This is a genomic window from Tenacibaculum halocynthiae (assembly GCF_964512825.1).
Classification (GTDB): domain Bacteria; phylum Bacteroidota; class Bacteroidia; order Flavobacteriales; family Flavobacteriaceae; genus Polaribacter; species Polaribacter halocynthiae.
This window is the reverse complement of sequence record NZ_CAZELG010000021.1, coordinates 349,556-376,271: the sequence shown is the minus strand read 5'-3', so window position 1 is coordinate 376,271 and position 26,716 is coordinate 349,556. Positions and strand designations below refer to the sequence as shown.

Annotated in this window: 28 protein-coding genes; 20 read left to right on the top strand and 8 right to left on the bottom strand. The window is 28.8% G+C overall.

All coding sequences use genetic code 11. The features are described from left to right. Position 1 precedes the first annotated feature (1 nt). From ACKTTQ_RS08680 to ACKTTQ_RS08590, 19 genes are all read left to right on the top strand, one after another. The gene (locus ACKTTQ_RS08680) at positions 2–3,040 is read left to right on the top strand and encodes an aminotransferase class III-fold pyridoxal phosphate-dependent enzyme (protein ID WP_408048970.1); all 3,039 of its coding nucleotides are present in this window, start codon (positions 2–4) and stop codon (positions 3,038–3,040) included. Then, positions 3,037–6,189, top strand: a complete 3,153-nt coding sequence (locus tag ACKTTQ_RS08675) for a glycoside hydrolase family 2 TIM barrel-domain containing protein (protein ID WP_408048969.1) — start codon at positions 3,037–3,039, stop codon at positions 6,187–6,189. The genes ACKTTQ_RS08680 and ACKTTQ_RS08675 overlap by 4 nt, the downstream gene beginning before the upstream one ends. 2 nt (positions 6,190–6,191) lie before the next feature. Next, the gene (locus tag ACKTTQ_RS08670; RefSeq protein WP_408048968.1) at positions 6,192–7,775 is read left to right on the top strand and encodes a solute:sodium symporter family transporter; all 1,584 of its coding nucleotides are present in this window, start codon (positions 6,192–6,194) and stop codon (positions 7,773–7,775) included. A gap of 1 nt (position 7,776) precedes the next feature. Beyond that, a complete protein-coding gene (galK, locus tag ACKTTQ_RS08665) occupies positions 7,777–8,922 on the top strand; it encodes a galactokinase (protein WP_408048967.1) in 1,146 nt (381 codons plus the stop codon). A gap of 10 nt (positions 8,923–8,932) precedes the next feature. Continuing rightward, positions 8,933–9,376 carry a YybH family protein gene (locus tag ACKTTQ_RS08660; RefSeq protein WP_408048966.1) on the top strand — a complete coding sequence of 148 codons (444 nt, stop codon included), beginning with the start codon at positions 8,933–8,935 and terminating at the stop codon, positions 9,374–9,376. Between the two features lie 9 nt (positions 9,377–9,385). After that, positions 9,386–10,408: a UDP-glucose--hexose-1-phosphate uridylyltransferase gene (locus ACKTTQ_RS08655; RefSeq protein ID WP_408048965.1), complete on the top strand. Its 1,023-nt coding sequence runs from the start codon at positions 9,386–9,388 to the stop codon at positions 10,406–10,408. A gap of 119 nt (positions 10,409–10,527) precedes the next feature. Next, positions 10,528–11,190 (top strand): acyloxyacyl hydrolase, encoded by a 663-nt coding sequence (locus tag ACKTTQ_RS08650; RefSeq protein WP_113787400.1) that lies wholly within the window; start codon positions 10,528–10,530, stop codon positions 11,188–11,190. A gap of 240 nt (positions 11,191–11,430) precedes the next feature. Further along, on the top strand, positions 11,431–11,982 hold the full coding sequence (locus ACKTTQ_RS08645) for a TetR/AcrR family transcriptional regulator (protein WP_408048964.1): 552 nt from the start codon (positions 11,431–11,433) through the stop codon (positions 11,980–11,982). 4 nt (positions 11,983–11,986) lie between these two features. Then, positions 11,987–12,379, top strand: a complete 393-nt coding sequence (locus ACKTTQ_RS08640; protein WP_408048963.1) for a hypothetical protein — start codon at positions 11,987–11,989, stop codon at positions 12,377–12,379. After that, positions 12,372–12,788 (top strand): hypothetical protein, encoded by a 417-nt coding sequence (locus ACKTTQ_RS08635; protein ID WP_093871667.1) that lies wholly within the window; start codon positions 12,372–12,374, stop codon positions 12,786–12,788. The genes ACKTTQ_RS08640 and ACKTTQ_RS08635 overlap by 8 nt, the downstream gene beginning before the upstream one ends. Positions 12,789–12,930: 142 nt before the next feature. Next, complete coding sequence (locus ACKTTQ_RS08630) at positions 12,931–13,329, top strand: NUDIX hydrolase (protein WP_093871666.1); 399 nt, start codon at positions 12,931–12,933, stop codon at positions 13,327–13,329. A gap of 20 nt (positions 13,330–13,349) precedes the next feature. Further along, on the top strand, positions 13,350–13,919 hold the full coding sequence (locus tag ACKTTQ_RS08625; RefSeq protein ID WP_299134992.1) for a Crp/Fnr family transcriptional regulator: 570 nt from the start codon (positions 13,350–13,352) through the stop codon (positions 13,917–13,919). A gap of 62 nt (positions 13,920–13,981) precedes the next feature. Then, on the top strand, positions 13,982–14,983 hold the full coding sequence (locus tag ACKTTQ_RS08620) for an NAD-dependent epimerase/dehydratase family protein (RefSeq protein WP_408048962.1): 1,002 nt from the start codon (positions 13,982–13,984) through the stop codon (positions 14,981–14,983). Between the two features lie 109 nt (positions 14,984–15,092). Beyond that, positions 15,093–15,596 carry a GNAT family N-acetyltransferase gene (locus ACKTTQ_RS08615; protein ID WP_113787395.1) on the top strand — a complete coding sequence of 168 codons (504 nt, stop codon included), beginning with the start codon at positions 15,093–15,095 and terminating at the stop codon, positions 15,594–15,596. A gap of 32 nt (positions 15,597–15,628) precedes the next feature. Further along, a complete protein-coding gene (locus ACKTTQ_RS08610) occupies positions 15,629–15,883 on the top strand; it encodes a DUF3781 domain-containing protein (RefSeq protein ID WP_093871662.1) in 255 nt (84 codons plus the stop codon). 3 nt (positions 15,884–15,886) lie between these two features. Continuing rightward, entirely contained in the window at positions 15,887–16,282 is a 396-nt protein-coding gene (locus ACKTTQ_RS08605; protein ID WP_093871661.1) for an ACT domain-containing protein, read from the top strand. Between the two features lie 30 nt (positions 16,283–16,312). Beyond that, positions 16,313–17,143, top strand: coding sequence for a helix-turn-helix domain-containing protein (locus tag ACKTTQ_RS08600; RefSeq protein ID WP_408048961.1), 831 nt, complete (start codon positions 16,313–16,315; stop codon positions 17,141–17,143). A gap of 97 nt (positions 17,144–17,240) precedes the next feature. After that, positions 17,241–17,798, top strand: a complete 558-nt coding sequence (locus ACKTTQ_RS08595; RefSeq protein ID WP_408048960.1) for a YbhB/YbcL family Raf kinase inhibitor-like protein — start codon at positions 17,241–17,243, stop codon at positions 17,796–17,798. Positions 17,799–17,888: 90 nt separating this feature from the next. After that, positions 17,889–18,344: an HAD domain-containing protein gene (locus tag ACKTTQ_RS08590; RefSeq protein WP_408048959.1), complete on the top strand. Its 456-nt coding sequence runs from the start codon at positions 17,889–17,891 to the stop codon at positions 18,342–18,344. 31 nt (positions 18,345–18,375) lie between these two features. Here ACKTTQ_RS08590 and ACKTTQ_RS08585 read toward each other — a convergent pair whose 3' ends face one another. From ACKTTQ_RS08585 to ACKTTQ_RS08575, 3 genes are all read right to left on the bottom strand, one after another. Next, positions 18,376–20,160, bottom strand: a complete 1,785-nt coding sequence (locus ACKTTQ_RS08585; protein ID WP_408048958.1) for an aminopeptidase P family protein — start codon at positions 20,158–20,160, stop codon at positions 18,376–18,378. Between the two features lie 16 nt (positions 20,161–20,176). Continuing rightward, positions 20,177–21,064, bottom strand: a complete 888-nt coding sequence (locus ACKTTQ_RS08580) for a 3-hydroxybutyryl-CoA dehydrogenase (protein WP_299134978.1) — start codon at positions 21,062–21,064, stop codon at positions 20,177–20,179. A gap of 84 nt (positions 21,065–21,148) precedes the next feature. Beyond that, on the bottom strand, positions 21,149–22,108 hold the full coding sequence (locus tag ACKTTQ_RS08575) for a Gfo/Idh/MocA family protein (RefSeq protein WP_093871655.1): 960 nt from the start codon (positions 22,106–22,108) through the stop codon (positions 21,149–21,151). A 187-nt stretch (positions 22,109–22,295) separates the two neighbouring features. Between ACKTTQ_RS08575 and ACKTTQ_RS08570 the strand changes: the two genes are divergently transcribed. Continuing rightward, positions 22,296–22,937 carry a protein-L-isoaspartate(D-aspartate) O-methyltransferase gene (locus tag ACKTTQ_RS08570; protein WP_408048957.1) on the top strand — a complete coding sequence of 214 codons (642 nt, stop codon included), beginning with the start codon at positions 22,296–22,298 and terminating at the stop codon, positions 22,935–22,937. A 421-nt stretch (positions 22,938–23,358) separates the two neighbouring features. Here ACKTTQ_RS08570 and ACKTTQ_RS08565 read toward each other — a convergent pair whose 3' ends face one another. The 5 genes from ACKTTQ_RS08565 to ACKTTQ_RS08545 form a co-directional block, all read right to left on the bottom strand. Continuing rightward, complete coding sequence (locus ACKTTQ_RS08565; protein ID WP_299134974.1) at positions 23,359–23,661, bottom strand: hypothetical protein; 303 nt, start codon at positions 23,659–23,661, stop codon at positions 23,359–23,361. A 73-nt stretch (positions 23,662–23,734) separates the two neighbouring features. Next, positions 23,735–23,890 carry a hypothetical protein gene (locus tag ACKTTQ_RS08560; RefSeq protein WP_158530857.1) on the bottom strand — a complete coding sequence of 52 codons (156 nt, stop codon included), beginning with the start codon at positions 23,888–23,890 and terminating at the stop codon, positions 23,735–23,737. 17 nt (positions 23,891–23,907) lie between these two features. Then, complete coding sequence (locus tag ACKTTQ_RS08555) at positions 23,908–24,768, bottom strand: substrate-binding domain-containing protein (protein ID WP_408048956.1); 861 nt, start codon at positions 24,766–24,768, stop codon at positions 23,908–23,910. Beyond that, complete coding sequence (locus ACKTTQ_RS08550; RefSeq protein ID WP_299134967.1) at positions 24,769–25,638, bottom strand: nucleoside phosphorylase; 870 nt, start codon at positions 25,636–25,638, stop codon at positions 24,769–24,771. After that, positions 25,639–26,583, bottom strand: a complete 945-nt coding sequence (locus ACKTTQ_RS08545) for a DUF1835 domain-containing protein (protein WP_093871651.1) — start codon at positions 26,581–26,583, stop codon at positions 25,639–25,641. It abuts the gene before it with no gap. Positions 26,584–26,716 lie beyond the last annotated feature (133 nt).

The following is a 26,716-nucleotide window of genomic DNA, read 5'->3' as shown; positions in this document are numbered from 1 at the left end:
AATGAATTACACAGAAATAAAAATTAATAAAAAAGAAGCTGAAGAAATTTTATTTGACCTCTTTAATATAAAAGGGGAAGTTTCAGAGTTACCAGGGGAAGTTGATTTTAATTTTAGGATAAAAATTAAAAATGAAGAAGGGTATATTTTAAAGATCTCTCGTTTAAATGAAGACGCTGGTTATTTAGATTTTCAGCAATCATTATTACGCTTTATAGAAAAAAAAGGAAGTGATTTTGAAGCACCTAAAGTTATAACAGATAAAAAAGGAAGAGTTGTTTCTGAAATTATTGATGAAAACGGAAACATAAGAAAAGTACGCTTGTTAACATGGATTTCAGGTAGAGTATGGAGTAGTGTAAATCCTCAGTTAAATGATTTACGCTTTAGTTTAGGAAAACAGTGTGGTATATTAACTAAAGCTTTACAAGGGTTTGATCATACGGAAGCCTATCGTTATTTTGAATGGGACGTTGCTCAGTCTTTATGGACAAAAGAGTATCTCAATTTATTTTCTTCTGAAGAAAAGAAAATTTTATCTTTTTTTCAAGAACGATTTGAATTCAGTAAAGAGTCGTATGATATGCTTAGAAAAGCTGTAGTTCATAATGATGCAAATGATAATAATGTAATTGTTTCGGAAAGTTTGATTGCTCCAAAAGTAAAGGCTGCAATTGACTATGGTGATGCTATTTATACTCAGGTTATAAATGATTTAGCTATTACCTGTGCATATGCTATTATGCATCATAATAATCCTTTAGATGCTTCTTTACCAATAATAAAAGGATATCATTTTGAATTTCCTTTAGAAGAAATAGAATTAAAACACTTATACAACGCTATTGCTATGCGATTAGTAATTTCAGTTACTAAATCGGCTATTAATAAGGAAAAGGAACCTGACAACACGTACTTGCTAATCTCAGAAAAACCAGCTTGGGAGGTTTTAAAAAAATGGAGAAACATTTCAGCAGAGTTTTCAGAATATTCATTTAGAGAAGCTTGTGGATATAAAGCACACCCTAATCAAGAAGTATTTGAAAAGTGGGTAGAAGAAGAAGAAATAACATTCACCGATGTATTTCCTACAATAAAAAAGGAAATCATTTATCCATTAGATTTAAGTGTTGAAAGTTTATGGTTAGGTCATAGTTCAGAATTTAATGATTTAGAACTGTTTCAATTTAAAATTAATCAATTACAAAAAAGCCAACAAGAAAAGTTAATAGCAGGAGGATATTTAGAAGCTAGGTCATTATATACTTCAGAAGATTTTAGTGTTATTGGAAATAGCGGAAGAGAAGAGAGAACAATTCATTTAGGAATTGATTTTTGGTTGCCTTCAAAAACACCAGTACATGTTCCTATTAACGGTGTAATTGTTACTGTAACAAACAATAATAAGTTTAAAGAATATGGAGGTTTAATTATTGTAAAACATAAAGAAAATAATATTGAATTCTATACCCTGTATGGTCATTTATCAATGGATAGTTTAGAAGGTGCTAAAGTTGGTAATCCAGTTAAAAAAGGAGACTGTATAGGGTTTTTAGGAAATTCAGAGGAAAACGGAAGTTGGGCTTCACATTTACATTTTCAAGTATTATTATCAATGCTACACTTTGAAAATGATTTTCCGGGAGTAGCTTTACATTCAGAAGTTGAAGTATGGAAAAGTATTTGCCCTGATCCAAATTTATTATTTAAGTCTGAAGTATTAAATAATCTACAAACGAAGAGCAACCAAGAAATAATTAAGTATAGAAAACAACACTTAGGTAAGAGTCTTAGTTTACAATATAAAGTGCCTGTTAAAATGGTACGTGGTCAAGGAATATATTTAATTGATCAGTTTGGAAATAAATACATAGATACAGTAAATAATGTAGCACATGTAGGTCATGAACATAAGCAGGTTGTAAAAGCTGGACAACAACAAATGGCATTGCTAAATACGAACTCTAGGTATTTACATGAAAATATAAATCAACTAGCAAAAGAATTAATAGAAACATTACCAGAAGAATTAAATGTTTTGCATTTTGTTAATTCAGGTTCTGAAGCCAATGAGTTGGCAATTAGAATGGTAAAAGCAAATACAGGGCAACGTGATATAATTGCTTCTGAAGTTGGGTATCATGGAAATGCAAATATGTGCATAGATATTTCTTCGTATAAATTTGATGGTAAAGGAGGATCAGGTGCACCTGAACATACACATATTATACCATTACCAGATACTTTTAGAGGGAAATATTCAGATAAGGATGCTAATAATAAATATGCAAAAGAAGTATTAAAACAGATAGTCAAAATAAAAGAGAAAGGTAGAAACGTAGGGGCTTTTATAATTGAACCTATTATTTCTTGTGGTGGACAAGTAGAATTACCAGAAGGTTTTCTAACTAAGGTATATGAATATGTACGTAATGAAGGAGGCTTATGTATATCTGATGAAGTACAAACTGGTTGTGGACGAATGGGAAAAACATTTTGGGGATTTCAATTACATAATGTAGTTCCAGATATTGTAACAATAGGTAAACCTTTAGGAAATGGACATCCATTAGCTGCTGTTGCTTGTACTCAAAAAGTAGCTGATAGGTTTGCAAACGGAATGGAGTATTTTAATACGTTTGGAGGAAACCCTGTATCATGTGCAGTTGGTAAAGCAGTTTTGGAAACTGTAAAAAATGATGGACTACAGAAAAATGCGCTAGAAGTAGGTAATTATTTAAAGGACGAGTTAAAGAAGCTTGCAAGAGATTACCCTATTATAGGTGATATTCGTGGCCAAGGCTTATTTCTAGGAATAGAATTAGTTACTAAGAATATGAATCCCTTAGCAGAAGAAGCTTCGTATTTAGCAAACAGAATGAAGGATCATAAAATTTTAATGAGTACTGATGGTGTAGACAATAATGTTTTAAAAATAAAGCCTCCTATGGTGTTTTCTAAAGATAATGCGAATGAGCTATTATTCTATTTAAAGAAAATATTTAAAGAAGATTTAATGCAAAAAAGTAATATAGAATGAAAAGGAAACTGAACATAGTTACTTTTAGTATTAGTGTATTATTATTAATTAATAGTTGTAAAACCAAATCATTAATTGAAGTTTCTAAACAAGTAAATCATTATAACCATAAAGTTTTTGAAGAAAATAAGCTAGCACCAAGAGCTTCTTTTTTTGGTTATGAAACTTCTAACCTTCAAAAAAAAGAAGAATCTAAAAGATTTATAAACCTGAACGGGAAATGGAAGTTTCATTGGACAAAAGATCCTAAAAAAAGACCAAAAACATTTCAAAACATCAATTTTGATGATACTGATTGGAAAACAATTCCTGTTCCAGCAAATTGGGAAGTGGAAGGCTATGGGTATCCAATATATTTAGATGAACGTTTTCCTTTTACTACTAAGTGGCCGAATGCTCCAGAAGATTATAATCCAGTAGGAACCTATAGAAAAAAAATAGACCTAAGAAGTGATTTTTTATTAGAGGATGTTATTTTACACTTCTCTGGAGCTAAATCTGCAATGTACGTATATGTGAATGGAAACTATGTTGGATATTCACAAGGAAGTAAGACACCTGCTGAGTTCAATATTTCTTCTTATCTAACTAAAGGTTCCAATATAATAGCTCTTCAAATGTTTCGTTGGTCAGACGCAAGTTATTTAGAAAGTCAAGATATGCTTAGAATGAGCGGAATTGAAAGAGATGTTTATTTGTATACTAGGCCCAAGGTTTTTATAGAAGATTTTAATATTAAAACTAATTTGGATGACTCTTATAAAAATGGAGTATTTGAAGGAACAATTTTAATAACTAATTCAACAAATAGTTTAAAAAGTAAAAAAATAACTACACAAGTAATTGATAATGATTCTGTAGTTATTTTAGAAAAAAAAGAAATAAGTATCCCTGCAAATACAACAATTAAAGTTGTTGCCCATAATAATTTGAAAGCTGTAAAATCATGGTCTGCTGAAGAACCAAATCTTTATACTTTAAAAATTTTATTAGAAGATGAAAATAGGAAAGAAGAAAATCAATACGTAACTAAAAAGATAGGATTTAAAAGAGTTGAAATTAAAAATGCACAGGTATTAATTAATGGCAAAGCAATTTATTTTAAAGGGGTAGATAGACACGAAACCGACCCATATACAGGTCACGTAATTTCTAAGGAATCAATGTTAAAAGATATTACTTTGATGAAACAAAATAATATTAATGCAGTACGTAGCTCTCATTACCCTAATTCTCCATATTGGTTAGATTTGTGTGATACTTATGGATTATATGTAATTGATGAAGCAAATATTGAAAGTCATCCGTTGGCAATAAGTGAAAAAACACAAATAGGTAATGAAATGAGTTGGTTACCTGCACATTTAATGCGTACAAAACGAATGTATTATAGAGATAGAAATCATGTGTCTATTTATTCATGGTCATTAGGAAATGAAGCAGGAGAAGGAAAGATTTTCAAAGCCACTTATAAATGGTTAAAAGACCATGATAAAAATAGAATAGTACAATATGAGCCAGCAGGGAAAGAAGATTATACAGATGTGTATTGTCCAATGTACCCTAAGCCTGAATACTTAATTAAGCACGGGGAATCAAAATCTAAGAAACCATCTGTAATGATTGAATATGCACATGCAATGGGGAATTCAGTAGGGAATTTACAAGACTATTGGAATATTATAGAAAAGTATCCTAATTTGCAAGGAGGTTATATATGGGATTGGGTAGATCAAAGCCTAGAATATAAAGATGAAAAAGGAAAACCTTATTTGGCTTATGGACACGATTATCATCCTGATTTACCAACAGATGGTAATTTTTTAAATAATGGATTAGTAGACCCCTATAGAAATCCTCATCCACATCTTTCAGAAGTTAAAAAAGTATACGAGCCAGTACATTTTGAGTATATAGGAAATGGTAAAATAAAGGTAACAAACAAGAATTCTTTTACTGATTTATCTGATAAAATTATTTCTTGGAAATTATTAGAAAATGGAAAAGAAATTTTAAAAATGAAGGAAGAAAATATTGATATAAAACCTCAAGAGAGTGTAGTTTTAAATATTGGAAGTTTACCTAAGTTTCATTCATTAAAAGAGTATATTTTCCAAGTTAGTTTGTGTCAAAAAAATAAAATGAATTTAATTCCAGCTAATCATGAAGTGGCTTGGGATGAATTTGTGCTTCAAAAAAGAAATCTCTTAGACGAAAATGAAAATAAAGGAAATAGGCTAACGATTAATTCAGGAGAAAATACTTTAGAAGTTAAAAATGATAAAGTAATTTTAAAAATTAATGCTATTTCTGGAGAAATAAATTCGTGGGTTTTTGAAGGAGAAGAAATAACAAAAGAAGCGATTCGTCCTAACTTTTGGAGACCACCCACCGATAATGACCTTGGGAATGGAATGGATAAATGGGCTAAGATTTGGCAAAATGCTACTTATGATTATACTTCTAAATTAGTGAAAAAACCAATAGTAACTGATGAAGGAGTCTTTTATGAAGTAGAATATTATTTACCTGATAACATAGCAATAGTAAAAGTATTTTATAGTTTAAATAACAACGGTAGTTTAAGTATTCAATATAGATTTAATCCATTAAAAAAAGAATTACCAAATATCCCAAAAATAGGGATGTATGTTACATTACCTAATGATTTCGAAGTAATTTCATGGTATGGTAAAGGACCAGAAGAAACTTATTGGGATAGAAAAACTGGTCAAAAAACTGGTGTATATTCAGGTGAAATTTTAAAACAATTTCATAGATATTCAAGACCTCAAGAAACAGGAAATAAAACAGATGTTCGTTGGGTAAAAGTAGTATCAAAAAAGTTGTCTTTGAAAGTTACTGGGTTAAATCAGAACCTATTAAATACAAGTATATGGCCCTTTCGTATGAAAGAAATAGATTTTTCTAGCGAAGAAGCTAGTGTTTCAGCCTCTGGATTGGTGCCAGTAACTAAAAAACATGGAGCCGATATTCAAATAGGAAATACAATTCAATGGAATATTGATTTTTTACAAATGGGAGTAGGAGGAGACACTTCTTGGGGAAGATTAGTACATCCAGAATATACCATACCAGCAAAATTACCTTATAAATATTCATTTATAATACAACCTAAAAAATTATAGTTATGCAATTTGTTACGTTTCTAACTTTCACAGCGATAGTTGCTGTAATATCTTATTATAAAAGTAAACAAACAAAAAAAATAACATCTGATGGGTATTTTTTAGGAGGAAGAAGTTTAACAGGTTGGGTAATTGCTGGATCACTTTTATTAACCAATTTATCGACAGAGCAAATTGTTGGATTAAACGGAGCAGCTTTTAAAGAGGGGATATTAGTAATGGCTTGGGAAACACTAGCAGCAATAGCCATGGTAGTTACAGCAATTGTATTATTACCTAAATATTTAAAAGAAGGTATAACAACCGTGCCTCAATTTTTAGAAACACGATATGATAAAATGACAAAAACAATAGCATCTGGGCTGTTTTTATCAGGCTATGTTATTGTATTATTACCTATTGTTTTATATACAGGAGCTCTTGCCTTGAACAGTATGTTTGATATACCTCAATTATTAGGAGTAAATAAAACAGTTGCTTTATGGATAACAATTTGGGGTATAGGATTAATAGGTGCTATGTATGCAGTTTTAGGTGGTTTGAAAGCAGTAGCAATATCTGATACAATTAATGCAGTTGGATTATTAATAGGAGGGTTGTTAATTCCTTATTTTGGATTGCTTTTAATAGGAAATGATAGTATTATTGATGGAGTTATTATTTTAACTGAAAAGGCACCTGAAAAATTCAAAGTTATTGGAAATGAAAGATCTTCGATTCCTTTTGGAACTATTTTCACAGGAATGATGTTAGTGCAGCTATTTTACTGGGGAACAAATCAAGCCATAATTCAAAGAGCACTAGGAGCAAAAAATTTAAAAGAAGGCCAAAAAGGATTAATATATGCTGCTTTTATAAAAATTTTAGGACCTTTAATTGTTGTATTACCTGGAATTATTGCCTTTTACATTTTTGGAAATACTCTTGAGAGTCCAGATGAGGCTTATCCAGAGTTGGTAAAAAAAGTATTGCCAAATGAATTAGTGGGTTTTTTTGCTGCCGTATTATTCGGAGCTATTTTATCATCGTTTAATTCGACGTTGAATTCTTCAATAACTTTATATAGTGTTGATATTTATAAATCGCACATTAAAACTGATGCTTCTGAGATAGATCTTATAAAAGCTGGGAAAAGTTTTGGGATTATATTAACTATTATAGCAATGTGTGTAGCCCCTTTACTTCTGTATGCAGGTGGTATATTTAGTTATTTACAAGAAGCTAATGGAATTTATTCAATTCCTATTTTAACAATTGTTGTTGTTGGATATTTTACAAAGCATGTACCAGCTAAAGCTGCAAAAATTGGAATTATTTCTGGTTCATTATTATATATTATTAGCCAGTTTGTACTTAAACCATATGTTTTTGGGAAAGAGAATTATCCCCATTTTTTACATGTAATGGCCATTTTATTTGTTCTTAATATAATAATCATGTTGGTTATAGGAAAGCTACAGCCAAGGAAAAACTCTTTTAATTTAGTGTACACAAAACATGTTAATATAACTCCATGGAAATATGTAACTATAGCTGGTTTAGTTATTAGTGTAATAGTTGTTTATTCATATATCTACTTTTCTTAAAATGAATTTGGAATTGATTAAGAAAATAAAAGAAAAATTTATAGAGGGGTTTAAAAAAGAACCATTACTCGTTTTTTCACCGGGAAGAATTAATCTAATAGGTGAACATACTGATTATAACGAGGGATTTGTTTTTCCAGCAGCTATAAACAAAGGAATTTACATTGCTATTCAAGAGTCTTCGTTAGCTAAAAGTAGTATTACAGCTATAGATAGAGAAGAAACTTATGAGTTTAGTATTGAAAATATAAAACCACTTAAAGATAGTAAATGGGAGAATTATGTATTAGGGGTAATAGCAGAGTTAAAAAAAAGAAACATAATAATTCCTGAGTTTAATTTAATTTTTTCTGGAGATATCCCAATTGGAGCTGGATTATCATCATCTGCAGCATTAGAAAATGGGGTTGCTTTTGGATTAAATGAAGTTTTTAATTTAAAATTTACAAAAGAGGAATTAATATTAATTTCTCAACAAGCAGAACATAATTATGTAGGAGTGAAATGTGGTATTATGGACCAATATGCTTCTATGTTTGGAAAGCTAGGAATGGCTTTTCACCTTGATTGTAAAAGTATGGAGTCTGTTTTTTATACTATTAATTTAAAAGAATTTCAGTTATTATTAATCAATAGTAATGTTAAGCATTCATTGGTAAATAGCGCTTATAATGAAAGACGTTCTGTATGCGAGAAAATAGCAAAACTATTAAATACTAAATCGCTAAGAGATGTTTGTAAAAAAGATTTAGATGTTTTAAAAAGTAAAATTACTGAAGAAGAGTATCAAAAAGGATTATATGTTTTAGAAGAAAATGAAAGAACTGTTCAGTTTACTAAAGCGCTTTTAGATGAGGATGTAGAAAGTATAGGTGCTTTATTATATGAATCCCATAAAGGGTTGTCTGAACAATACAAGGTTAGTTGTGATGAGTTAGATTTTTTAGTAAAGGAAGCGAAAAAATTTAAGGCAATAATAGGTGCTAGAATGATGGGAGGAGGATTTGGAGGTTGTACAATTAATATAATTGAAAAAAATAAAAAAGAACAATGTGTAGAAGAAATTACAAGAGCATATCAAGAGCAATTTAACCATAATTGTAGTGTTTATGAAGTAACTTTAGAAAATGGAACAAGATTAATATAAAGAGATAAAAATGAGAAAAATATTTTATTTTATTTTCGCTGTAGGTCTAGTAGCTTGTAATGTACCTCAAGCAGAAAATGTGTCTGAAGAAACAGATAGAAATGAAATTTTAGCTATAATTAAAGAACAAGAAAAATCATGGTCTAAACATGATTTAGAAGGTTTTATGAATGGGTATTGGAAAAATGATTCTTTAAAATTTTATGGAAGTAATGGACTGACATATGGGTGGAAAAAAACATTAGAAAATTATAAGAAAGGATATCCAACAAAAGATCATTCTGGAACATTAAAATTCAAAATAAATGATATTTCAAAAATAAAAGAGGAAGCATATTTTGTAATGGGTGAGTATTATTTAATTAGAAAAGTAGGTAATGCTAATGGAGTTTTTATGATCATCTTTAAAAAGATAGATGGTGAATGGAAAATAATAGCTGATACATCTTGTTAAAAGATAAAAATGGAGTCAGATTTAGAAAAGTATTCACATAAACGTTATAATATTCTAACTGGTGAATGGGTGTTGGTTTCACCTCACCGAGCAAAACGTCCATGGCAAGGAAAGGAAGAGACTATTGTTGAGAAAGAAAAGATAATACATGATTCTAATTGTTATTTATGCGCTGGAAATACGAGGATTAATGGTGAAAAAAATCCAGACTATAAGGATGTATTTGTGTTTACTAATGATTTTGGAGCTTTACAAAGTTCAACACCTAAAAAACTAATATCTAAGGGACTTTTAAAAGCTGAGTTAGAACAAGGAATTTGTAAAGTAATTTGTTTTAGTCCTGATCATTCCAAGACCTTGGCTAATATGGAGATTGAAGAAATTGTTAGGGTTATAAGATTATGGCAAGAAGAATTTGTCAATTTAAGTAAAAAGAAAGGAATAAATTATATTCAAATATTTGAAAACAAAGGTGAAGTAATGGGCTGTAGTAATTCTCATCCTCATGGTCAAATATGGGGTCAAGCTACAATACCTAACGAAGTAGTTAAAAAAAATAGAGAACAGTTTAAGTATTTCAAAGAAAACAACAGAATATTATTGGTAAATTATTTAAACCAAGAGTTAAAAGAAAATAAACGTATTTTATATGAAAATCAAAGTTTTGTGTTACTCGTACCTTTTTGGGCAGTATGGCCATTTGAAACTATGATTATACCTAAAAAGCATCAATCTACCATAGCTGATTTAACAAATTTAGAGCAAACAGATTTTGCAGAGGTGTTATTAAAAATAACAAAAGGATATGATAAACTATTTCAATGTTCGTTCCCTTATTCTAGTGGTATACATCAAGCTCCAATTAGTGCCGATACTAATGAATATTGGCAATGGCACATGAGTTTTTATCCTCCTTTATTAAGAAGTGCTTCAATTAAAAAATTTATGGTTGGGTATGAAATGTTTGGAATGCCTCAACGTGATATTACTGCTGAAGAGGCTTTTGAGAGATTAAAAAATGTATTATACTAATAGTAGCTTTCATTTTTTATGTTTAAACACAAATCTTTTTCTTATTTTTAGCAACCTTATTATACGAATAAGAAACACATGTTCTGTTGTGGATTTTTATAAGCATATTAAGTTTATAAATGAGAATTAACAGAACAATTAAACTAACTATGAAATTATATTTCTTTTTCTTTTTTAGTGTTTTTTTGATTTTAAAAGTAAGATCTCAAGATGAAGAAAAAAAAGATGCTACTATATTAATAGGTTTAAATTATGGGAAATCTTTTCAAGACATATTTCCTTTTAATGATCCTGATTATCTATATAAAAATCAATTTTTAAAAATTCAAATCAATTATCTCTTAAAGCAAAATAGAAATTTTAGTTATGAATTACTTGTTGAACCTAGTTTGTATTTTTCTGAACATCAACTATTAAATAAATACTTCGTAACTCCTGGGCCGAATTATATTGAAAAAAGAGAACGGTTTACAAAAAGAAAATTATTTAAAGAATATGCAATTAATGTGGGGATTGTTGTAAGATATAGACTTTTAAATAATTTTAGTACTTATTTTTTAGGAAGTATTGGTCCAATGATTTCAGCAGTAGATACAGAAAGGTTAAAAAAAGGTTTTGCTTTTTCTGATGTTTTAGGGGTTGGATTTTCATATAAACAAAAAGAACTATTATTTGATTTTCGTTTAACGCTTAGACACAATTCTAATGCAAATTTATATTTCCCTAATAAAGGACACAATAGTATTGGTTTTGAATCGGGGGTTTCATTTGAAATAAAATAAAAACTGTATCTAAAGAATAAGTTGAAATAAGAAAGGAAGCAAAATTCTTAATATATTCATCCTTTATTTGAACTGAAAATTTAATGATTTTAATCACAAAACCATAGTTTTATTGGTTAGGATATTAAATAATATCAAACTTTACTCAAAACAAATTACATTTTTAAAGCTTTAATAAACGATAGCGTTTATTAAAAAACATTCCTATATTTGTTTAATTAAACGTAAACGTCTAAATAAATGCCTAAAATAATAGCAAAAAAGCACGATTGGATATTTTTAGGGTACAAATTGTTTTCAGAACAGGGAGTATCGGGTATTGTCGTTGAAAAAATGGCTTTAAAATTAAAAGTAAACAAATCAAGTTTTTACTGGCATTTCAAAACGAAAAAAGATTTTATAAATGAAATAATTTCATTCTGGATTACTACAGATACTAATAAAATTATATCATCTATAGAAAGCGAAGAGTCAGGTAAAGAGAAATTTGAAAAATTAATAGAGATAGTGTTTAAGAAAGAACCATACTTAGATTTTATTTTCTTTCTAAAAAGATATGGACTTAAAGACAAGAAAATTCAATTACTAGTTGATGAAATAGATAACCAAAGGATTGATTATGTCAAAAACATACTTATTGAAATAGGATTTTCTATAAATGATGCCTCTGTAAAAGCTATATTATTCTATAAATATCTAATAGGGTATCACGAAATGATTCGCTACAAAAAACAGTGTAATGATTATGTATATAAAGTAAAAATAGAACTGAATCAATTTATAAAGTTTTAAAAAAATGAAAACAAAAAATACATATTGGATTATTGCAGGAATATTAAACCTGTTTACCACATTTTTACATTTAATTGGTGGTCAAGTTGATCTCATAAATCCATTACTAAAAAGTAATATAGAAACTCAAGTGCAGACTGAGATGTTAGGTGTTTGGCATATGGTTACAATTATTTTATTTGCTTCTTCTATTATTTTTTTAAAAAGAGGTTTCAATAAAAAAGAAGCGTTCAATGTTGAGTTGATTCGTTTCATTAGCTTTTTATATATAGCCTTTTCATTTGCATTTATTTTTTCGAGTATAATACTATCAACGCTTGCACCACAATGGATCTTACTTTTCCCAATAGGAGTATTAGGAATTATTGGATTTAAAAAAATAAAAAAAAATGCTTAAAATTGGAGGATACATAAATATAGTAATTGCTTTTGGGCATTTGATAGGGCTATTTTGGGCAGAGCAAATGTTTGAGAGAACAGGCGTAACTAAAGAAATGGCTAAGCTTACTCAAATTCATTTTTCTTACCCATATTTACTGACATTCTTTGTAGCCATCATCTTTTTTGTTTTTGGGACTTATGGACTTTCTGCAAGTGGTAAAATTAGAAAGCTGCCATATTTAAAATTAGGTGTGTTTACTATTGCATTGATATATCTATTTCGAGGAATTGGAGAACAATCATATAACATTATTAAAGGAACTACAACACAGCTTGAAACCATTCAATCTATTATAGCATTAATTATAGGGCTTCTATTCTTGTTTGGAGGACTCCAAAAATGGAAACTAAAAAAAGAAAATTAGACATAACAAAAATGTATAGGAATAACACTAAATTCGTTCTTGATATATAGGCTGTGTAGTTTTTTTGAAAAATATTCGCGTACAAAACTGTAGTATTTATATGTGGCACTGTTGCAATAAATTTAAATAAGCTTTATGATGTATGAAAGAAATAGACAAAATAGCTTTTATTGAAATTCAAGAAGGAAAAATCTTAAGCACAAAATCAAAAGGAAAAACTAAGTATTACATTCCTGGAGGAAAAAGAGAAATTGGTGAAAGTGATCTAGAAACTTTAAGCAGGGAGGTATTTGAAGAATTAAGTGTCATTGTATTACCTGATACAGCAGAATATATAGGTGCTTTTTCAGCTCAATCTGATGGAGCAAAAAAAGGTGTAAATGTCGTAATGAGATGTTATAAAGCTAAATATTCAGGTACATTAAAAGCAAGTAACGAAATTGAAGAAATTAGATGGCTAAGTTATAATGATTTTGAAATTATTTCTGAAGTTGATAAAAAAATATTTTCTTTTCTTAAAAAAAATGGAGAATTGAAATAAAAATTTCATTGATATATAAAATGGAAAACTTATTAGAATTTTTACAATCAAAAACAACTTTGACTAAAAAAGATATTGATTTAGTTAAAAAGTATTTCATTTATGAAGAAGTTTCTGGAGAAACCATTCTTTTAAAAGAAGGTAAAGTAGAGAATTATATTTATTTTTTAAGTGAAGGAATTGTAAAAGGATATCAAAATATTGATGGAAAAGTAGTTGTACAACATTTGGTTTCTGAGTTTGACTTTTTTACATCTTTAGATAGTTTTATAACCCAAACACCTTCTAATGATTATTATGAAACTATAACAAGTTGTAAATTAGTTAAAATATCTAAAGTGCATTATGACGTTTTAGAAAAAGAAGCTAGTTTTTGGATTCCTTTAGTGAAAGATATTACTAATGAACATTTAAAATGCAAGCTTGAACGAGTTAAAGATTTTCAAATGTTAACAGCTAAAGAACGCTACATAAAATTTGTTAAGAACTATCCAAGATTAGCATTGCAAGTGTCTGTTGATAATATTGCATCTTTTCTCGGAGTACAACCACAATCTTTAAGCCGTATTCGAAAACAAATCACTTTCTAACAAATGTTATTTTTTCTTATTCAAAAGCTTGGGAAATTTACCTAAATATAAAAGTATAGAAAATGAGTAATGAAATTTCATTAGTAACAGGTGGAAACGGACATTTAGGAAATAACTTAATAAGGCTGTTACTTTCAGAAAATAAAAAAGTAAGAACGACAGTTAGAGATATTCATAAAAAGGAACCGTTTAAAGGTTTAGATTGTGAAATTGTAGAAGCTGATATTACAGATAAAAGTTCATTAAAAAAAGCGTTTGTAGGAGTTACAAATGTATATGCTGTAGCTGCAAATTTTAATATGTGGGCTATAAACCCGAAAGTTGAAATTTATGACACTAACCTAGAAGGAACTCAAAATGTATTTGATATAGCAAAAGAAAGCGGAGTTCAAAACATTGTTTATGTTAGTTCGGTAGCTTCTTTAGACTTTACTATTTTACCCGCGAATGTAAATAATGGGTATAATAAAGATCGTAGAAATTGGTATTATAATTCTAAAAATGACTCAGACAAACTAGCATTAGAATTAGGGGAAAAATATGGTATAAGAACAGTTTTAGTTTTGCCATCTGCAATGATTGGTTCAGAGGCATTTAAATTAAGTTATTCCAATAATCTTGTATTACAAGTTTTAAAAGGAAAGGTACCGGTTGATACTGGTATAACTTTAAATTGGGTAGATGTAAAAGATGTTGCACAAGGACTTTATAATGCAATGTTAAAAGGTAGAAATGGTGAACGATATATACTGTCAAATGAAAAACATACTACTTTGCAAGAAAGTGTAAAAATAGCATCTAATTTATATCCAGAATTAAACTTAAAAGTTCCTCATAAACTTCCAAAATGGTTATTATACATCATAGCAAGCCTAATGGAGTTTAGCAGTAAAATTACTAAGAAAGAACCTCTACTACAGAGACATTATTTAGATATGTTTTATGGGTTAAAGCAAGACTATGATATTAGTAAGTCAAGGAAAGAGTTGGACTTTAACCCTAAGCCACCAAAAATAGTATTTGAAAATGCGCTAGAGTATTTAAAAAATGATTGGGAAAAGTAAGTATAGAATAACAAGAAAAACTAACGTTTGTTATATTTACTAAATAGTCATTATTTCTATTGATAATGTTTAGTGAAAACAACGTTAGATTTTAATAAATAAATAGTGAATGATAGGGAAAAGTAAATTAGTTATAAGAGAAATAAAACCTGAGGAAATAGCAATTCTTGAAAACATGCTATATGAGTCTATTTATCAGCCTGATGAACTTAATCTTATACCAAGAGAGGTAATTAAACTTCCTGAAGTTAGTGTTTACATTGATAATTTTAAAGAAAAAGAAGATGACTTTTGTTTAGTAGCTATTATTGATAGTAAAATTATAGGAGCAGTTTGGGTTAGAATATTGGCTGATAAAATTAAAGGGTTTGGCAATATTAATGATAAGACCCCTGAATTTGCTATTTCCTTGTTCAAGGAATATAGAAAGAAAGGAATAGGAACATTATTAATGAAGGAAATGATTTCTTGTTTGGTAAATAAAGGGTATAAGCAAGCATCTTTGAGTGTTCAAAAGAAAAATTATGCATTTAAAATGTATGCTAAATTAGGATTTGAAATACTTAAAGAGAGTTCAGAAGATTATTTAATGGTACTTAATCTTTTGAAATAGTTGTGGTAAGTAAATTTTAGTGCTATATTATAATGATTAAAGAGAAAATTATAAAGAACATTTGTTATACTGAACTTGTTTACAATAGAATAAATAAAAAGTTAAACAGTAAGCTGTCAAAAAAAGAAATTGAATCTTATATTCTTAAAACTTTAAAAAAGACAGACTTAATGTTTTTTGAAAAAAAAGGAAAAAATTATTACGTAACAAATAGTGAAGGAAATATTAGAATAACAGTGAATTCAAATACATTTAGTGTAATTACAGTTAATAGAATAGTAAAATAAGAAATGTCAGGAGAGAAAGATTTATCTAAATTAATACAAGGAATGACTCCAGAATTAAATAAAGGAGATTATGTTTTTTCAACAATAAAAGATGAAAGTTTTATTAAAAGAAAGGATACTATTTGTGAATTTAAAGAAAAAGAAGGAACAACTATTGTTATAGAAAAGAAAAAAGCTGATGAGTTAAAATTGAAGTATGATTATATAGCTTCATGGATAACTCTTACAATTCACTCATCGCTTGATGCAGTTGGTTTAACAGCAATCTTTTCAACAGAATTAGCAAAAAATAACATTAGTTGTAATGTAATAGCTGGGTATTATCACGATCATATTTTTGTAGATAAAAATGATGCAGATAAAGCAATTGATGTTTTAAAGAAAATATCGAAAAAGTAAAAATGATTCCAAACCTTTATATAAACTAGAATGAATACAATCATTTTACCTGATGAGCTAAATTTGAATTCTTCTATGTCTGTCAGTATTTATGACTATAATAGTAACAAGGAGGTCTCTAAACAACAAATAGTATTGAATAAAAATACTTTTAGCTTTCTTCAAGAGGGAACAAAGGAAGTTTTCTTTGATGATTCTTCTTGTACTATAAATAATTCGCAATTTCTATTAATGAAATCAGGAAACTGTTTGATGACAGAAAAACTTTCTAATGTTTCTGAATCTTATAGAAGTATATTGTTGTTTTTTTCTAATGAAGATGTATTAAAATTTATTAGAAAATTTGAGTTTAATTTAACAAAGAAAACTACTAGGTACTCTACAAATTCATTTGATTATGATTCTTTTTTAAATAGGTTTGTTGATAGTCTATTAGAAATATCTAAACTATCAATATCTCTGCAAAAAAAGATGTTAGAGGTGAAGTTTGAAGAAGTACTTCTTTACCTTGTAGAAATCAAGGGAGTGAGTTTTTTACATTCATTAGTAAATGAAGTTGATAGTCAACATGAAAAATTCATTCAAACAGTTGAAATGAATAAGTTAAATAAACTAACTATTAAAGAGCTTTCTTTTTTAACAAATATGAGTGTTTCAACTTTTAAAAGAGAATTTGAAAAATACTTTCATACTTCACCAAGTAAATGGTTTCAAGATAAAAGGCTTGAACATGCCGCCTTTTTATTAAAAAATGAATCTAAAAGACCAACAGAGATTTTTGAAGAGGTTGGATATGAAAGTTTATCGAGTTTCATTCAGGCTTTTAAAGGAAAGTTTGGAGTGACCCCAAAACAATATTAATTAAGTTGAACTTTTAACAACACTTTTTGAACTATACTAAATATACTATTTAGCCTTTTTGCTCATAATTTTGTAGATATAATTAAAAACAAATATTATGAAGAAACTAAATTTTATTTTATTAGTACTACTTGGATTATCCACAACTACTTTTTCTCAAAATACATTTACCTTAACAAGTAAAGATTTAGGAGGAGAAGCAACAAAAAAAGAAGAGTTTAATGGTTTTGGTTGTACAGGTAAAAATAAATCACCTCAGTTAGCATGGACAAATGCACCTGAAGGAACGAAAAGTTTTGCGGTAACTATGTATGATCCTGATGCACCAACAGGCAGTGGTTGGTGGCATTGGCTTGTATTTGATATTCCTAACACTACTAGTGAATTAGTTTCTGGAGCTGGTAATTTAAAATTAAAACTCACACCAAAGAAAGCCGTACAAAGTGTTACTGATTATGGAGTTACTGGATATGGTGGACCATGTCCTCCTAAAGGCCATGGAACACATCAATATATTATTACAGTATATGCTTTAAAAACTGAATCATTAGGGTTAAATAAAAATACAAATCCTGCAGTAGTTGGTTATTATTTATGGAATAATTCATTAGCCAAAGCTAGTATAATAGCATATTATAAAAGAGGTGAAAAATAGAGGGGCCATAATTTATTTAAGTATATTTTTAAAATAAATATCTAGACACTAATAGTTATATTTGATTATATATAATTATTAAAATAAGTAATGCCAAAAATAACTTTGATTTTAGATTTAGATGGAGTTTTAATAACTACTCCAATGTGGAAAGCTGATGAGATAGATACTGATGGTTATTCTAAATTTAATAAAGATTGTATTAATAATTTAAATATTCTTTTATCAATGGCTGAATTTGAGATTTGGTTAAGTTCAACAAGAAGAACGGTGAAAAAATTAGAGGAATTTAATTTAATTTTTAAAAATAGAAATATTAAAAGTTCGATAAAAGGTTTTTTGCCTACTTATGATAATTGTAAGAATAGAAAGGATGAAGTTTTAAAATTTATTAAAGAAACTAAAGTTTCTGATTTTTTGATAATTGATGATGATAAATCATTAAATGGACTAGAGTTAATGTATAAACAAAAATTAATATTAACTAGCTATTTAAAAGGTTTTGATAAAAGTAAATTAGAAGAAGCATTTAGTAAAGTTAGATAAAAAAACAGCCTTTAATAGGCTGTTTTTTTATTTATAACGCTTTACATTTCTGTTGTAACCATTGTTTTTCTTTCTCATTTAAAAGAGGAGATAGTTTATCAGAAACTAATTGATGATAGTTATTTAACCAATTAATTTCAGAAGTACTTAATTGTTCTAAGTTTAATAAGTTAGTATCTATATAGCATAAGGTTAACGCTTCGAAACCTAAAAACTTTCCAAATGCTGTTTCCTTTACAACTTTTGAAACAACAATGTTTTCGGTCCTAATACCAAATTGATTAGTTACATAACATCCAGGTTCAATAGTGGTTAGTTGGTGAGATAAATGAGGTGTTGTACCTCTTGCTGTAGTTGCTCCAGTTGCAAAACCTTGTGCGGGCTCATGTACCATACCATAGCTTCCAATACCATGACCTGTACCATGTGGATAATCTAATCCGTTTTTCCATAAATGCATACGAGCAAAAGCATCTATTTGAGCACCAGTAGTTCCTATAGGGAACTGTAGTTGTTCTAACTCAATATACCCTTTTAAAACACTAGTATACGCTGTTTTTAGTTCTGTTGAAGGAGTGCCTCCTAACCAAACAGTACGAGTGATATCTGTAGTTCCATCTTTATATTGTGCTCCACTATCAACTAATAATATCCCTTCATTTTTAACCATTGCAGAATTTTCTTCTGGTGCTGTGTAATGAATAATAGCTCCATTTCCTTTGTAACCAACAATTGCAGCAAATGATTCACCAGTATAGTATTCTTGTTGTTGTCTAAAGTTATCTAGTTTTCTACCAATTTCATACTCGGAAATTTCTCTATTTTCTAACTCCTGTTCTAACCAAATAAAAAACTTGGTAAGTGCCACACCGTCTTTTAACATACAGTTTTTAGCACCTTCAATTTCTATTTCATTTTTAATAGCTTTTAATTCTTTAACAATAGAGTTCTGATAAATAAAACGACCACTAACAGCATTAAAACATGAATAGTTTAAGGTAGAAGGATCAGTAATAATAGTTTTTTCTTTAGGTACTTCATTAAGTAAAGAAACTACAGTATCATATTCTTGAACAGAAATATTTAATTCGCCAAAAGTGGCGATAGCACTTTGCGAAAAACGAGATTTATTACAGAATAAAATAGAAGTATTTGCACCTACCAAAGCATAAGCTGTTACTAATGGTGTAAAATCTACATCGCTTGAGCGAATATTAAATAGCCAAGCTATTTCATCTAAAGAAGAAAATAGATAGTATTGCGCATCTTGATTTTTTATTTCAGTTTGAACTTTATCAATTTTCGAAGCAGTAGTTTCTCCTGAAAACTCTATAGGATGGACATCTACAGGGAAATTAGGTAAAGCCAGCCTGTCTGTCCAAATACCATCAGTGAATTTTGGTTCGTTTTGTAGCTGAATATTTTTAGTAGAGGTAAAGCTTAGTATGTAATCTATTTGAGACTTTGAAAATTGACGATAGTCAACACCAATTATGGTGTTTTCATTAAGTAGGTTACAAATCCATTCAACATGTTCTGGAGCATGAGGAATAGACTGTTTACAAAGTATTACTTCACTATCATTACATTCATCTTCAAATTGTAAAAAATAACGAGAATCCGTCCATAAACCAGCAATATCTTTAGTTACCACTAGTGTACCTGCTGATCCTGTAAAACCTGAAAAATATTCACGTAACTTCCAGTGGTTAGCCACATATTCAGATTGATGAGGATCTGTTGATGGAATTATAAAAGCGTCTAATTTCTTAGACGCCATATAGTTTCTTAAAGCTTTTAATCTTTGAGATATCATAAAAATAAGTTATGAATTATGAAAATTGCTTTGCTACTTTTTCAGCTTTTCTACTTTCACTATAGTCATAGAAACCTTCTCCAGATTTAATGCCTAGTTTTCCAGCCATAACCATATTTACTAATAGTGGGCAAGGGGCATATTTAGGATTCTTAAACCCATCGTACATTACATTTAAAATAGATAAACATACATCTAAACCAATAAAATCAGCCAATTGTAAAGGTCCCATAGGATGAGCCATTCCAAGTTTCATTACAGTATCAATTTCAGAAACACCAGCAACTCCATTATAAAGAGTTTCAATTGATTCATTAATCATTGGCATTAATATACGATTAGCTACAAAACCAGGATAATCATTAACTTCAACAGGAACTTTTTTGATTTTTTTAGTTAAATCAACAATAACCTCCATAACCTCATTAGTTGTATTATATCCTCTTATAATTTCAACTAACTTCATAATTGGTACAGGATTCATAAAGTGCATACCAATAACTTTTTCTGGCCTGCTAGTTACAGCTGCTATTTGTGTAATAGAAATAGAAGAAGTATTTGTAGCTAAAATAGTGTCAGAACCACAAGCTGCGTCAATGTCTTTGAAAATTTTTAATTTTAAATCAACGTTTTCAGTGGCAGCTTCAACTACTAAATCTACATTTTTAACACCATCTTGTATACTTGTAAAAGTAGTGATGTTGTTTAATGTATTATTTTTATCATCTTCTGAAATTCTTTCTTTAGCTACCATTCTATCTAAATTCTTAGTAATAGTTGCTAAACCTTTATCTAAAGCAGTTTGTGAAATATCAATTAATTGTACATTATATCCAAATTGCGCAAAAGTATGTGCAATTCCATTTCCCATTGTTCCAGCTCCAATTACGGCTATGTTTTTCATGTGTTGTAGTTTGTTTTTATTCAGTTGAATAATTTATTTTAATTTCGTTTGTTTGTCTTGAATATTTTTACTTAGTATAAAGGATTAAAAACAATCAATAATCATTTGTGCTACACGTAAAGCTTCAGTACCTTGACGTAAAGAAACAATAGGGGTAGTGTTATTGTTAATAGCATCAGCAAAAGACTCTAACTCATCTAAAATCGCGTTATTTTCTGTTACTTCAGGGTTATCAAAATAAATTTGCTTTTTAACACCTTCTGCGTTTTGTAAAATCATAGCAAATTCATCTGGTTTTTCTGGTACATCTTTCATTCTAACTACTTCAGACTTTTTCTCTAAAAAATTAACAGAAATATAAGCGTCTTTTTGAAAAAAGCGAGATTTACGCATGTTTTTCATAGATATTCTACTAGCAGTTAAATTAGCAACACATCCATTCTCAAATTCAATTCGAGCATTTGCTATATCTGGAGTGTCTGAAATTACAGAAACACCACTTGCATGCACATTTTTTACAGTTGATTTTACAACAGATAAAATAACATCAATATCATGAATCATTAAATCTAAAACAACAGGAACATCAGTACCTCTTGGGTTAAATTCAGCTAATCTATGAGTTTCAATAAACATTGGAGTATCAATCATGTCTTTTACAGCAGTAAAAGCAGGATTGAAACGTTCAACATGACCCACTTGTCCTTTTACATGAAATTGACTAGCTAAAGTTCTTATAGATTCAGCTTCCAATACTGTATTGGTTATAGGTTTTTCAATAAAAATATGTTTTCCTTTTTCAATGGCTTGTCGTGCGCAGTCAAAATGTGAAAGAGTAGGTGTTACAATATCTACAACATCTACAGCATCTATAAGCTCAGCTATAGAATTGAATAGGGTATATCCAAATTCTTTAGCAACTTTTTGTGCATTTTCAGTAAAAGGATCATAAAATCCTATTAATTCATATTTCTCTGATTGTTGTAATAAACGCAAGTGTATTTTACCTAAATGACCTGCTCCTAAAACTCCAGCTTTTAACATATTTTATATTTATTTTTATTACTTAGAAGATAAAAACAATCTTTTTAATAATTATTTTTATGGGTTGTATCCTCGTAATGAAAGTGTTATTTTTAGTTAGTGATTTTTGGAAAAAAATCAACGCTAACAAAGATACACTTTTAAAGATATTTATTACTATTTTTAGCCCACTGAAATTAGGATATTAGTGAGAGATACTACCAAACACCAAGGACTTAGAAACCAATTAGCAAACGTTTTAGAAGCAAAAGGAATTATAGATGAAAAAGTTTTAAAAGCTGTTCGTAAAATTCCGAGGCACTTATTTATAGATAGTAGCTTTGAAGCACATGCGTATCAAGATAAAGCATTTCCAATCGCTGCTGAACAAACTATTTCTCATCCATATACAGTTGCTTTTCAATCACAAACGTTAGCAATTAAAGAAGGTGACAAAGTATTAGAGATTGGTACAGGGTCAGGGTATCAAACTGCTGTTTTATTAGAGTTAAAAGCTGAGGTGTATTCTATAGAACGTCAACACGAATTGTTTAAAAAAACATCATTGTTTTTACCTAAATTAGGGTATAGACCTAAACGATTTATTTTTGGAGATGGTTATAAGGGATTACCAGAACAAGCTCCTTTTGATAAAATTATCGTTACAGCAGGGGCTCCTTTTGTACCTAAAGCTTTGTTAGGGCAAATTAAAGTGGGAGGTATGTTGTTAATTCCTGTTGGTGATACTGAACAAGTAATGACATTGTTTATACGTAAATCACCTAAAGAGTTTGAAAAACATGAATTAGGAGATTTTAAGTTTGTTCCAATGTTAAAGAAGAAGAATTAAAATTCTCGAAAATCTTTATGTATTTTCTTTTCGTGTATTGTTAGATTCTCAATAATGTCTAAATAAGAGATTCGCACTGAATTTGATTTGACATAAAAAAGTTCTTTATGATCGAAACTAAATAATGGGATATACAAAGAGACTTCTGTTGAATCTGTTGGTTTTAAATCATTTCTTTTAAAAATTTTGAACTTTTTCTTACGATCGGTTAATAATAAAGGTTTATTATAAATTAGATCTTTGACGGTATCATGATTTGAATTATATTGGTGTACGCCACTCCAATAAATTGAATTTACGAACTCTTTGTATGATTTTTTTATTTTAAAGGATTCTAAAGGGTTGATAGAAAATTCTCCTGCTCCACATTCAAGACCGTATTCATAGTCATTATTGTATTGTGGGAAATTAAATTTATCTCTTAAATGAAAAAAAAAATTGAATCATTAACTTCATAAAATAGTTTGTCGTATCTATAAGTCCAAACTAAATAAGGATTTATACTTCTATTTTCAAAATTTATGAGAAAGGAGTTGTCTTTTTTTTCAATAGACAGAGAGCAGTTTTTATTTTTAACTTCTTTTCCAATCTCTGCATTTTCTTTATAAAATGAATATATAATTGCTGGTGTAAAATACCCTCGCAGTAAATACAGGTCTGTTAAATAAAAAGTAAAAAATAGTATTAGAATAGTAAATACAATTTTTTTTAATGTCTTTTTCATAGCGTGAATATAAGACTAAAAATAAAAAATCCGCTTTTTAAGCGGATTTATTGAATTTGAATAAAGAAATCAACTATTCGGCAGTTGCTTCAGCAACTACAACCTCTTGTTGATGAGAGTTTTGTTTTGTTTGATCAGTTTTAGCTAAACCACAAGGGCTTGTGCTACCACAAGAAGAAAAACCTAATAAACTAACTATACAAATTGCAATAAATACTACTTTTTTCATTTTTAATATTTTAAAAATCAAATATACATATTTTTGATTAATTTACCAGAATCTTCTTTCGTTTCAATAACGTTAAAGGCTACCATTTTATTTTGTATACGTGTAATTAAGTTTTTTGAAGCAGGTTTTCCATCATTCCATTCAGTTATAGAAAGCCACTCTTTTATGTCTTTTTCTTGTTGTTCGTATCTGATAGCTAGTGTTTTATCAATGTTTTTTATTTTTTTGAAGTCTTCAGTACAAGAGTTTATAATATTTAAAACTTTTTTTACTTCTTCAAAATTGTTTTCTAAAATTTCATCACGAACAGCAATAACAAAACAAGGCCAAGGTGTTGGACAATCTCCTAAACGCCTAAAAATATTACTGTCAACCAAAGGTTTTGTAGTAAAATGTTCCCACATAAAATAATCAGCTTCTCCATTGGTTAAGGCATCAATACCTCCTTGTAAGTTTCCAACTACTTTAAATTTTAACTTATCAATATCCCATCCATTGTTATGTGCATTCACAATTGCCATTAAGTGAGAGCCAGATCCAAATCGACTTATCGCAACGGTAGCGTGTTCTAAATCTCGAATTTCTTTAAAATTAGATTTTGCACCAACATGAATTCCCCAAATCAAAGGGCTTTTTACATAAGTTTGGGTAATTTTAGAAGGATTACCATTTATAATATCTTTAATGATTCCTTCAGTAAGTACAATTGCAATATCAACTTCTCCAGAACGTAAAGCTTTACACATTTCTCCAGTACCACCTGGATAGTCTTTCCAACGCAAATTTATATTATGCTTTGTGTATTCTTTATTTTTTAATGTAATGTACCATGGGTAATTAAAATGTTCCGGTACACCACCAACTTTTAAATTAAGCATTTACTCTACTAATTTGTTTAACGTATAGATAATTAAATCTTCAATTATTTGGCTAGGGTTTTTACTAAAAGTACCGGTAGCTCTATTTGCTATAATTGCATTCATAGAAATAGCGTTATGACCTAACAACTTCGATAATCCGTAAATTGCTGAGGTTTCCATTTCTAGGTTTGTAATTCTATTATTGTTATAGTTAAAGCTATCAATTTTAGTATTTAAATTAGCGTCTTGTAAACCTAACCTAAGGACTCTTCCTTGAGGTCCATAAAATCCACCTGCAGTTGCAGTGATTCCTTTATAAATAGAATTAGAATATAGTTTTTGTTCTAATAACTTCCCATTTTCAATAATAATAGGTGTTGCTTTTTTATCAGACCAATTGGTATGGTTAATAAAAGCTTTCTCTATTTCTGGTGTTGTAATTTTATCAATTTGATAAGAATGTAACATTCCATTTAAATCCAAAGCATGAGAGCTTAATAAAATACTATCAACAGGTATATCATTTTGTAAAGACCCTGAGGTTCCTATTCGAGTTATATTTAAAGAAGTATGTTCTTTTTTTATTTGACGTGTTTCTAAATCTATATTAACGATAGCGTCTAACTCATTTAAAACAATATCAATATTATCAGGACCAATACCTGTTGAAATAACTGTTAAACGTTTATTTTTATAGGTTCCAGTAGTTGTTTTGAATTCACGTTTTTGAGTAGTGAATTCAATACTGTCAAAATGTTTTGTTACTTTATCTACTCTATATTGATCACCAACAAAAATAATGTCAGTAGCAATATGTTCGGGTCTTAAATTTAAGTGATAAATACTTCCGTCTGAATTTAATATTAGTTCAGAATGTTGTATGCTCATTTATGATGTTATTTTTAATAGCTTGTTGGTATTGTTTATATACAAGTAGCTATATTTTTTAGAACCGCCAAGATACGAAAAATCAGAACGTATTTGACCATAGTAATTTACTTGGTCATTTAATACTTTTTTTCCCATTTTACTTAGTTTAACGGGGTCAAAGGAAGTGAACAGTTTTTTTAATTGTTGCAGTTTGTTAAAGTATTGAGTATCACCAAATCCATATACTTCTTGTGAAGCCAAAATTGAGCCAACTAATTCATTTTTATTTTTAAAATGTTGCTGATTGGCAATTTCTAAAATAGAGTTTTCAATTTTATTTAATCCATTTTTAATTGAAGGAAACCTTTGAATATGTGCTTTAATAGCAGCTTCAAGATATACAAAAGGTGACATAGGGTTGTATTGATGAACTGTTTCTAAACGTAGGGGACTGTCTGAACAATATAATTGCCAAATATAATCAGCATACTCAATATCATCTTGAGTTAATACTACTCTTTTATTATAATGTTCTTTTAATTCAGTATTTGTTAATTGACCTAAACCAAATAATCCTTTTTTACCTTCTATTTCACCACTACAAACTAATGATATTTTTCTTCCTTTTCTGTAACGTTTTAACCAACTTATAACAGCAAGCATATTTACTTGGCAGAATAAATCATATTCAAACCATAATACAATTTCATCTTGTTGTTTTTGATTACAAAGATTTCTGTATTCTTTTAAGGTGTAATCAATAAAAGTTTTTTTTGAAACTTTATAAGAAGATTTTAAAAAATCAAAGCGAGTTTTCCAAAAGTTCTCACTACCAACGTCAATAGATGTTTTTCCTTCACATAACATCTCACGCCATGTAATTATTGATCCATTAAAATTTAGTTTATTTAATACTTGGGTAGTACTGTCTCCGTTTGTAATGTGTAATATAGAAGATGCCATAATTATTGGGGATAATTGATAATATTTCTTAATAATATATAATAAACGTTTATTTTTTGCCGTTATTATTAATTAAATGAGTTTTAACACTTTGTAATGATATAACAAAAAATGTAAAAACAAAAATGCTGAG